Origin of the sequence: Streptomyces sp. RKAG293 (genome assembly GCF_023701745.1) — a bacterium.
Lineage (GTDB): Bacteria > Actinomycetota > Actinomycetes > Streptomycetales > Streptomycetaceae > Actinacidiphila.
Genome location: NZ_JAJOZB010000001.1, coordinates 6,481,238 through 6,490,000, shown reverse-complemented (window position 1 = coordinate 6,490,000; position 8,763 = coordinate 6,481,238). Strand labels below are relative to the sequence as shown.

Annotated in this window: 9 protein-coding genes (1 of these 9 running past the window's edge); 2 read left to right on the top strand and 7 right to left on the bottom strand. The window is 69.4% G+C overall.

All coding sequences use genetic code 11. The features are described 5' to 3' along the window. From LNW72_RS28885 to thyX, 3 genes are all read right to left on the bottom strand, one after another. Nucleotides 1–771, bottom strand: partial view of a ribonuclease J gene (locus LNW72_RS28885; protein WP_250978031.1) — the 5' portion only. 915 nt of this gene lie to the left of the window's left edge; the window shows 771 of its 1,686 coding nt (coding positions 1–771); the start codon lies at nucleotides 769–771; the stop codon falls past the left edge of the window. Between the two features lie 155 nt (nucleotides 772–926). Then, nucleotides 927–1,826 carry a 4-hydroxy-tetrahydrodipicolinate synthase gene (gene dapA, locus LNW72_RS28880; protein WP_250978030.1) on the bottom strand — a complete coding sequence of 300 codons (900 nt, stop codon included), beginning with the start codon at nucleotides 1,824–1,826 and terminating at the stop codon, nucleotides 927–929. Between the two features lie 173 nt (nucleotides 1,827–1,999). Next, a complete protein-coding gene (thyX, locus tag LNW72_RS28875) occupies nucleotides 2,000–2,737 on the bottom strand; it encodes an FAD-dependent thymidylate synthase (protein ID WP_250978029.1) in 738 nt (245 codons plus the stop codon). Between the two features lie 158 nt (nucleotides 2,738–2,895). Here thyX and LNW72_RS28870 point away from each other — a divergent pair, with 158 nt between their 5' ends. Both LNW72_RS28870 and LNW72_RS28865 read left to right on the top strand, forming a co-directional pair. Continuing rightward, complete coding sequence (locus LNW72_RS28870) at nucleotides 2,896–3,138, top strand: hypothetical protein (protein ID WP_250978028.1); 243 nt, start codon at nucleotides 2,896–2,898, stop codon at nucleotides 3,136–3,138. A 73-nt stretch (nucleotides 3,139–3,211) separates the two neighbouring features. Beyond that, nucleotides 3,212–3,757: a hypothetical protein gene (locus tag LNW72_RS28865; protein WP_374117346.1), complete on the top strand. Its 546-nt coding sequence runs from the start codon at nucleotides 3,212–3,214 to the stop codon at nucleotides 3,755–3,757. A 30-nt stretch (nucleotides 3,758–3,787) separates the two neighbouring features. On the opposite strand, the gene LNW72_RS28860 is transcribed toward LNW72_RS28865, so the two are convergent. The 4 genes from LNW72_RS28860 to LNW72_RS28845 form a co-directional block, all read right to left on the bottom strand. After that, nucleotides 3,788–4,243 carry a tetratricopeptide repeat protein gene (locus tag LNW72_RS28860; protein ID WP_250978027.1) on the bottom strand — a complete coding sequence of 152 codons (456 nt, stop codon included), beginning with the start codon at nucleotides 4,241–4,243 and terminating at the stop codon, nucleotides 3,788–3,790. 5 nt (nucleotides 4,244–4,248) lie between these two features. Next, entirely contained in the window at nucleotides 4,249–5,019 is a 771-nt protein-coding gene (gene dapB, locus LNW72_RS28855; protein ID WP_250978026.1) for a 4-hydroxy-tetrahydrodipicolinate reductase, read from the bottom strand. Nucleotides 5,020–5,096: 77 nt separating this feature from the next. Further along, a complete protein-coding gene (locus LNW72_RS28850; protein WP_250978025.1) occupies nucleotides 5,097–6,473 on the bottom strand; it encodes a pitrilysin family protein in 1,377 nt (458 codons plus the stop codon). Then, on the bottom strand, nucleotides 6,470–8,686 hold the full coding sequence (locus tag LNW72_RS28845; RefSeq protein ID WP_250978024.1) for a polyribonucleotide nucleotidyltransferase: 2,217 nt from the start codon (nucleotides 8,684–8,686) through the stop codon (nucleotides 6,470–6,472). Before LNW72_RS28845 ends, LNW72_RS28850 begins: the two co-directional genes overlap by 4 nt. Between the last annotated feature and the right edge of the window lie 77 nt (nucleotides 8,687–8,763).

Sequence of the window (8,763 nt, the reverse complement as noted above, 5' to 3'; positions counted from 1 at the left end):
CTGCTGGGCGCAGTCCAGCACCTGCTGGATGCGGTGGATGTGGCTGGCGAAGCTCGCCAGGATGATCCGCTTCTCCGCCTTGGCGAAGACCTGCTCCAGCGCCTGCGAGATGTCGCGCTCCGGCGGGATGAAGCCGGGGACCTCGGCGTTGGTGGAGTCGGAGAGCAGCAGGTCGATGCCCTCGTCCGCCAGCCGCGCGAAGGCGTGCAGGTCGGTCAGCCGGCCGTCGAGCGGCAGCTGGTCCATCTTGAAGTCGCCGGTGTGCACGACCATGCCCGCGGGGGTGCGGATGGCGACCGCGAGGGCGTCCGGGATGGAGTGGTTGACCGCGATGAACTCGCAGTCGAAGGGGCCGATGCGCTCGCGCTGGCCTTCGGCCACTTCGAGGATGTACGGCCGGATGCGGTGTTCCTGGAGCTTCGCCTCGATGAACGCGAGCGTCAGTTTGGAGCCGATCAGCGGGATGTCGTCCCGCTCACGGAGCAGGAACGGAACGGCGCCGATGTGGTCCTCGTGGCCGTGGGTCAGCACGATGCCGACGATGTCGTCCAGCCGGTCCCGGATCGACGAGAAGTCGGGGAGGATCAGGTCGATACCGGGCTGCTCGTCCTCGGGGAAGAGCACTCCACAGTCGACGATCAGCAGTTTCCCGTTGAATTCGAAGACCGTCATGTTGCGGCCGATTTCGCCGAGGCCGCCGAGCGGTGTGATGCGCAGGCCGCCTTCGGGCAGCGCTCGGGGCAGGCCGAGCTCGGGGTGCGGGTGGCTCAAAGTTTCTCCTCACCACGCGAGCCGGGGTCCCGTGGACCGCTGGTGCGCGTGACATTGCGATGTGTCGTCGGTTTGCGTGTACGTGCGTATTCAGTTGTGAAGTCTGTGGTGGTGAAGTCTGCGACCCGCGAGCCCGGGGCTGCGGAAGTCTGTGACTACAGGTGTACCCCGCCTGCGGCGAGATCCTTCTTCAGCTGCTCCGTCTCACTCCCGGACAGTTCCACGAGCGGCAGCCGCAGCGGCCCCGCGGGAAGTCCCAGGAGTTCGAGGGCTGCCTTGGTGGTCATGACGCCCTGTGTCCTGAACATGCCCGTGAAAATGGGAAGCAGGCTCTGGTGGATCTCGACGGCCTTGGCGGTGTCCCCTGCCAGGTGGGCCTGGAGCAGCGCGCGCAGTTCCGGGGAGACGACATGGCCGACGACGGAGACGAAGCCGACCGCGCCGATCGAGAGCAGCGGCAGGTTGAGCATGTCGTCGCCGGAGTACCAGGCGAGTCCGCTGCGGGCGATGGCCCAGCTCGCCGCGCCGAGGTCGCCCTTGGCGTCCTTGTTGGCGACGATGCGGGGGTGCTCGGCCAGCCGGACGAGGGTCTCCGTGTCGATCGGGACACCGCTGCGGCCGGGGATGTCGTAGAGCATCACCGGCAGGCCGGTGGCATCGGCGATGACCGTGAAGTTCTGGTACAGCCCCTCCTGGGAGGGCTTGCTGTAGTACGGCGTCACGGTGAGCAGGCCGTGCGCGCCGGCCTGCTCGGCCTGGCGCGCGAGCTCGACGCTGTGCCGGGTGTCGTTGGTGCCGACTCCGGCGATGACGAAGGCGCGGTCCCCCACGGCTTCCAGGACGGCCCGTACGAGCTGCCCTTTCTCCACGTTGCTGGTGGTCGGCGACTCGCCGGTGGTGCCGTTGACGACCAGGCCGTCATTGCCTGCGTCGACCAGGTGGGCGGCCAGTCGCTGTGCGCCGTCGAGGTCGAGCGCGCCGTCCGCGGTGAACGGCGTGACCATTGCGGTCAGGACCCGCCCGAAGGGGGTCGTCGGTGTGGAGGTCGGAGCCATGGGTCCAACGCTACTCGTTGTATGTCGGCGCGTGTCGCCTCGGGACCTGCGGAAAGGACTCCGGCGGTGCCTGCTCGGGGGTCCAAGCACTGCCGGAGTCCGTTTCAGCAGCCTAGATGAACTTCGCGAATGCCTGCAATCGGAACACTTCGGACAAATGGCTGTGACGAGCGCTACGGAGCGATGCGCCCGTTGCCATTGAAGGCCGCGTGGGTCAGCGGCATGAGCTTCGCCCACTCGGCTTCCATCTTCTCGCCGACCATCTCGATCTCCCGCTGCGGGAAGGACGGAACGGCCGCCAGCTCGTGCTGGGTACGGAGTCCGAGGAAATGCATGAGCGAGCGCGCGTTGCAAGTCGCGTACATCGACGAGAAGAGTCCCACCGGGAGGACCGCACGGGCCACCTCACGGGCGATGCCGGCGGCCAGCATCTCCTGGTACGCCTCGTACGCCTGGCGGTACGAGGCCTCCATGGCCTCGGTCGTCGCCCGGTGCTGGGCGTCCGTGCCGTCCACGAACTCGTACTTGCCCGGACGGCCCTGCTGGACGAGCTTGCGCTCCTGCGCGGGAACGTAGAACACCGGCAGCAGCTCGCGGTAGCGGCCGGACTCCTCGTTGTACGACCAGCCGACGCGGTGCCGCATGAACTCGCGGAAGACGAAGATCGGGGCGCTGATGAAGAACGTCATCGAATTGTGCTCGAACGGGCTGCCGTGCCGGTCGCGCATCAGATAGTTGATCAGGCCCTTGGACCGCTCGGGGTCCTTGGTCAGCTCTTCCAGGGACTGCTCTCCCGCGGTGGACACGCGCGCCGCCCACAGCACGTCCGAGTCCGCGGCGCTGTGCTTCACCAGGTCGACGGTCACCTCACCGCGGAACTGGACGGCGGTCTCGGTGGAAGTGTCGCTCACCGTGGGTCCTTCCTGCTTGTCTCAAGGGGCGCGCCCAGCCTAGACGCTGGCGCTGACAGCCCTGCTCATCGCCACAAACCGCACCCCGCCCGCCGAATGGCGGACGAGGGTTGTTAGATTGGGAGACTTCCAGCAATTCGGACACTGGAGTGTGCTGCATGTTCCGCCGGGGAGAGCCTGTTCCGTTCGCCTTCATAGCCGAGGCGGAGAGCTTCCAGAGCAACGTCGCTCCTCCGCCCAGAACGCGACCGAGCAGGCTCCGGATCGCGGGACGCGCGCTGGGAACGGTGCTGGTGCTCGGCGGACTGCTCGCCGCCGCGCTGCTCGGCGGTCCCGCGCTCGATCCGCACCAGCAGGGCTCGGTCGGCTCGCAACACGAAGAGGCGGCCCGGACGCCCTGAGCTGGTCACCGCGTCGGACGGCGGCTAACCTCACCGGTCAGAGCCCCACCTCTGCCGGAAAAGGACCACGCACGTGCCCCTGCCTTTCCTCGCCTCCGACAGCGTCCACGACCAGCGCGAGGTGCCCGCGGCGCTGCCGCACACCCCGCAGGACCGGTGGATGCGCCCCTACCGCCCCGGTCCGTGGCGGGTCGCCACGGCCGCGCTGCTGCTGGTGCTCTCCTCGTACGTGCTCTTCGCCGCGATGATCATCGCCGCCACGGGCGCGCTGCCCGGCGCCGGGCTCTGCCTGGGCGGGGGCGTGCTGGTGATCGTCAGCGCGCTGCGGCTGCTGCGGGTCGGGTTCTGGGTCAGCGGACGCGGGCTGCGGCAGTCCGGGCTCTTCCACACGATCACCGTGCCGTGGGACGGCGTCGGCAGTGTGCGCACCGTGCAGCAGCCGGTGAAGGTGCTGGGGCTGCCGCGCACCGTCCAGGGGCAGGCGCTCGTCGTCACCCGCCGGGACGGCCAGGCGCTGCGGCCGCTGATGACCGATCACAACGCCGACTTCCTCGGGCGTACCGAGGCCTTCGACATGGCGGCCGACGCCATAGAGGGCTGGGCCACAGAACTCCGCTGACGCCCCCTCCGGGCGTGGCGGCGAACCGATTCAGCTGGTGCGGACCGGCTTGCCGTCGCGCAGCGCGATGGCGCGCTGCATGGCCTTGCGGGCCCGCGGGGTGTCGCGGGCGTCGAAGTAGGCGATGGCGAGCCGGAACCAGCTGCGCCAGTCGTCAGGGCAGGCCTCCGTCTCGGCCTGCCGCTTCGCGAAGACCGCGTCCGCCGAGTCGCGGTCGATCCGGCCGCTGGGGGTGCGGACGAGTTCGTCCACGGGGAGGCCGCCCTCGGCGTCCAGCTCCCGGGAGAGCCGGTTCGCGTGCCGGGCGAACTGGGTGGTCTGCCACAGGAACCAGGCCCCGATGAACGGCAGCACCAGGACGGCGATGCCGAAGGGCACGGTGATCCACGTGCCCTCCTCCAGGAGCAGCACGCCCCGGCTGCCGACCAGGACGAAGTAGCAGACCAGCGCTCCGGCCAGTACGAAGTAGGTCACTTTGGCGCGCACGGCGATCAGTCCTGGCCCAGGCGGTGTTCGTCGGTGAGGAAATGCTCGAGGCCGAAGGTCAGGCCCGGGGTTCCGGTGACCTTCCGGGCGGCGAGCAGGATGCCCGGCATGAAGCTGCTGTGGTGCAGCGAGTCGTGCCGGATGGTGAGGGTCTCGCCCGTGTCGCCGAACAGGACTTCCTGGTGGGCGAGCAGGCCGCGCAGCCGCACCGAGTGCACCGGCACCCCGTCGACGTCCGCGCCGCGCGCGCCGTCCAGGCCGTGCGTGGTCGGGTCCTGCTGACGCGGCATCCCGGCCTCGTCGCGGGCGGCCGCGATGAGCTGGGCGGTCCGGGTGGCGGTGCCGCTGGGGGCGTCCGCCTTCTTGTTGTGGTGCAGTTCGATGACCTCGACGGTCTCGAACCAGCGGGCCGCCTGCTGAGCGAAGCGCATCGTCAGGACCGCGCCGATCGAGAAGTTCGGGGCGATGAGCACTCCGGTGGCCGGGGAGTCCGCCAGCCAGCCGTTGAGCGCCGTCAGACGCTCCTCGGTCCAGCCGGTGGTTCCCACCACGCCGTGGATGCCGTTGCGGACGCAGAACTCCAGGTTCGCCATCACGGCGTCCGGGTGCGTCAGCTCGACGGCGACCTGCGCGCCGGCGTCGGTCAGCGCCGTCAGCGGGTCGTTCCTGCCGAGCGCGGCGACCAGTTCCAGGTCGTCGGCCGCCTCGACGGCCCGCACGGCCTCGGCGCCGATCCGGCCGGTGGCGCCGATGACGGCCACACGGAGCTTGCTCATGCTGATCCGTTCCTCCGGTTGTGCGCCGCGGTCGCGTGCTGCGACCGCGGCGCGGGGTACGACCCGTCGCGCGTGGGTTACGCGACCGATTCGTGCAGACGCGAGGCCTGCTTGTCCTTCAGCGGGCCGATGACGGCCAGCGAGGGACGGTGTCCCAGTACATCGCGGGCGACCGCGCGCACGTCGTCCGGGGTGACGGCGGCGATGCGCTCCAGCATCGAGTCCACCGACATCTGCTCGCCCCAGCACAGCTCGCTCTTGCCGAGGCGGTTCATCAGCGCCCCGGTGTCCTCCAGGCCCAGCACCGTCGAACCGGACAGCTGGCCGATGGCGCGCTGCAGCTCCTCGTCGGTCAGACCGTGCTCGGACACGTTGTCGAGCTCGTCGCGGCAGATCTTGAGCACCTCGGGGACCCGGCGCGGCTGGCAGCCGGCGTAGACGCCGAACAGACCGCAGTCCGCGAACGACGAGGTGTACGAGTACACCGAGTACGCCAGCCCGCGCTTCTCGCGGACCTCCTGGAACAGCCGTGAGCTCATGCCGCCGCCCAGCGCCGTGTTGAGCACGCCGAGCGCCCAGCGGCGCTCGTCGGTACGGGCCAGGCCCGGCATGCCGAGCACGACGTGTGCCTGCTCGGTCCTGCGGTCCAGCAGCTCGACGCGGCCGGCGGTGCGCAGCGTGCGGGCGCCGGAGCGCGGGTCCATCGGCACGGCGTCGGTGTCGCGCAGGGCGCCGGCGTTCTCGAACGCCTTGCGGACCTGCCGGACGACCGTCGCGTGGTCGACGTTGCCGGCCGCGGCGACGACGAGGTGCGTCGGGTCGTAGTGCCGCTTGTAGAAGCGGGCGACCTGGTCGCGGGTGAGGGCGTTGATGGTCTCGACGGTGCCGAGGACCGGGCGGCCCAGCGGGGAGTCACCGAGCATCGCCGTGGTGAACAGGTCGTGGACCTGGTCGCCCGGATCGTCCTCGGTCATCGCGATCTCCTCGAGGACGACGCCGCGCTCGGCGTCGATGTCCTCCTGGCGGATCAGCGAGCCGGTGAGCATGTCGCACACCACGTCGATGGCGAGCGGCAGGTCGTTGTCGAGGACGCGTGCGTAGTAGCACGTGTACTCCTTGGCGGTGAACGCGTTCATCTCGCCGCCGACCGCGTCGATCACCGAGGAGATGTCGAGCGCGCTGCGCCGCTTCGTGCCCTTGAAGAGCAGGTGCTCCAGGTAGTGGGTGGCGCCGTTCAGCGCCGGGGTCTCGTCGCGCGAGCCGACGCCCACCCAGATGCCGAAGGTCGCGGAGCGGACCGTCGGCAGGGTCTCGGTGACGACGCGCAGACCGCCGGGGAGCACGGTCCTGCGCACGGTGCCGATGCCGTCGGTGCCGGGAATCAGGGTCTGTGTGCGGACGGCCCGCCCCTTGGTGGAGGGACGGGCCGTCACGACAGTGGAGCGAGAGGTCACGAGCCGGACTCGTCCTCGGCGTCGCCCGCTTCTTCACCCTCGATGACCGGGATCAGCGAGAGCTTGCCACGGGCGTCGATCTCGGCGATCTCGACCTGGACCTTGGAGCCCACGGCGAGGACGTCCTCGACGTTCTCGACGCGCTTGCCGCCGGCGAGCTTACGGATCTGCGAGATGTGCAGCAGACCGTCCTTGCCCGGCATGAGCGAGACGAAGGCACCGAAGGTGGTGGTCTTCACGACGGTGCCGAGGTAGCGCTCGCCGACCTCGGGCATCGTCGGGTTGGCGATCTGGTTGATCACCGCGCGCGCGGCCTCGGCCTGGGAGCCTTCGGTCGCGCCGATGAGGACCGTGCCGTCATCCTCGATGGAGATGTCGGCGCCCGTGTCCTCCTGGATCTGGTTGATCATCTTGCCCTTGGGGCCGATGACCTCGCCGATCTTGTCCACGGGGATCTTGATGCTGATGATCCGCGGTGCGTTCGGGGACATCTCGTCCGGAACGTCGATCGCCTCGTTCATCACATCGAGGATGTGGAGGCGGGCGTCGCGGGCCTGCTTCAGCGCGGCGGCCAGGACCGAGGCGGGGATGCCGTCGAGCTTGGTGTCGAGCTGCAGCGCGGTGACGAAGGTCTTCGTACCGGCGACCTTGAAGTCCATGTCGCCGAACGCGTCTTCCGCACCGAGGATGTCGGTGAGGGCGACGTAGTGCGTCTTGCCGTCGATCTCCTCGGAGATCAGACCCATGGCGATACCGGCGACGGGGGCCTTGAGCGGCACACCGGCGTTCAGCAGCGACATGGTGGAGGCGCAGACCGAGCCCATGGACGTCGAGCCGTTGGAGCTCAGCGCCTCGGAGACCTGGCGGATCGCGTACGGGAAGTCCTCGCGGGACGGCAGCACGGGCAGGATCGCCCGCTCGGCCAGCGCGCCGTGACCGATCTCGCGGCGCTTCGGCGAACCGACGCGGCCCGTCTCACCGACGGAGTACGGCGGGAAGTTGTAGTTGTGCATGTAGCGCTTGCGCGTCTCGGGCGCCAGCGTGTCCATCTGCTGCTCCATGCGGAGCATGTTCAGCGTGGTGACACCCAGGATCTGGGTCTCGCCACGCTCGAACAGGGCGGAACCGTGGACGCGCGGGATGGCCTCGACCTCGGCGGCCAGCGTACGGATGTCCGTCACGCCACGGCCGTCGATGCGGACCTTGTCCTTGATGACGCGCTCGCGGACCAGCTTCTTGGTCAGCGAACGGTACGCGGCGGAGATCTCCTTCTCGCGGCCTTCGAACTTCGGGAGAAGCTTCTCGGCGGCGATGGCCTTGACGCGGTCCAGCTCGGCCTCGCGGGCCTGCTTGCCGGGGATCGTCAGGGCCTGGGCGAGCTCACCGGTGACGGCCTCGGACAGGGCAGCGAAGACGTCGTCCTGGTAGTCGAGGTAGCGCGGGAACTCGGCGGTCGGCTTCGCGGCCTTCGCCGCCAGCTCGGACTGCGCCTTGCACAGGGCCTTGATGAAGGGCTTGGAGGCTTCGAGGCCGGCGGCCACGATCTCCTCGGTCGGCGCCTCGGCGCCACCCTCGACGAGCGCGATCGTGCGGGCGGTGGCCTCGGCCTCCACCATCATGATCGCGACGTCGCCGTCCTCGAGGGCGCGGCCGGCCACGACCATGTCGAAGACGGCGTCCTCGAGCTGGCTGTGACGCGGGAAGGCGACCCACTGGCCCTTGATCAGTGCGACGCGGACGCCGCCGATCGGGCCGGAGAAGGGGAGACCGGCGAGCTGCGTCGAGGCGGAGGCGGCGTTGATCGCGACCACGTCGTACAGGTCATCGGGGTTGAGCGCCATGATCGTGCAGACGACCTGGATCTCGTTGCGCAGGCCCTTGGCGAAGGACGGGCGCAGCGGGCGGTCGATCAGGCGGCAGGTGAGGATCGCGTCCTCGGAGGGGCGCCCTTCGCGGCGGAAGAACGAACCGGGGATCCGGCCGGCCGCGTACATGCGCTCCTCGACGTCCACCGTGAGGGGGAAGAAGTCGAGGTTCTCCTTGGGGTGCTTCGAAGCACTGGTGGCCGACAGCACCATGGTGTCGTCGTCCAGGTAGGCCACGGCGGAGCCGGCGGCCTGACGGGCCAGACGGCCCGTCTCGAAGCGGATGGTGCGGGTGCCGAAGGAACCGTTGTCGATAACGGCCTCGGCGTAGTGGGTCTCGTTCTCCACTATGGGGATTCTCCTCATTCATGTCCCAGGGCGTATCCCGGGGACCTTCGGTGAGGGGAAGCGTCCCGCCAGGGGCC